Annotated in this window: 1 pseudogene; it reads right to left on the bottom strand. The window is 59.1% G+C overall.

The annotated features are described in order from the left end of the window. A pseudogene (locus AC1D0P_RS32855) lies at positions 1-216 on the bottom strand (MFS transporter); the annotation flags it as partial. Positions 217-350 lie beyond the last annotated feature (134 nt).

Raw genomic sequence — 350 nt, 5'->3', positions numbered from 1 at the left:
GGTGCGGATATGGCCAATGGCGCGGATCAGCGGCGTGATATGAGCGCAGCCGATGGCGAAGCCGAGATAGTAGACACCCGTGATCAGGCCGATCAGCGAGGTGGGAAAGCCCTCATTCGTTCCTCGCCAGGCGATCAGCAGCGATTGCAGCGCATTGGCAAACAAAAGCAGCGAGGTGGAGGTGAGCAGCGGGACGAGCGGGATGAGCTTGCGCATGAATGGGCATCGATGTGGAACGGACCGCGACTGAATCAGCCGATCGATAGCGATCTTAACGGCACCGTCGCCGGAGAACACCGAAAAAGCGACATAGTCCAAGCAAATTTGGCGGATCGTGCTCGTTCAGCCGC

This window comes from Polaromonas sp. P1_G2 (genome assembly GCF_056405515.1).
Note: the sequence above shows the minus strand (reverse complement) of the source record. Positions and strands in the feature narration are given on the sequence as shown.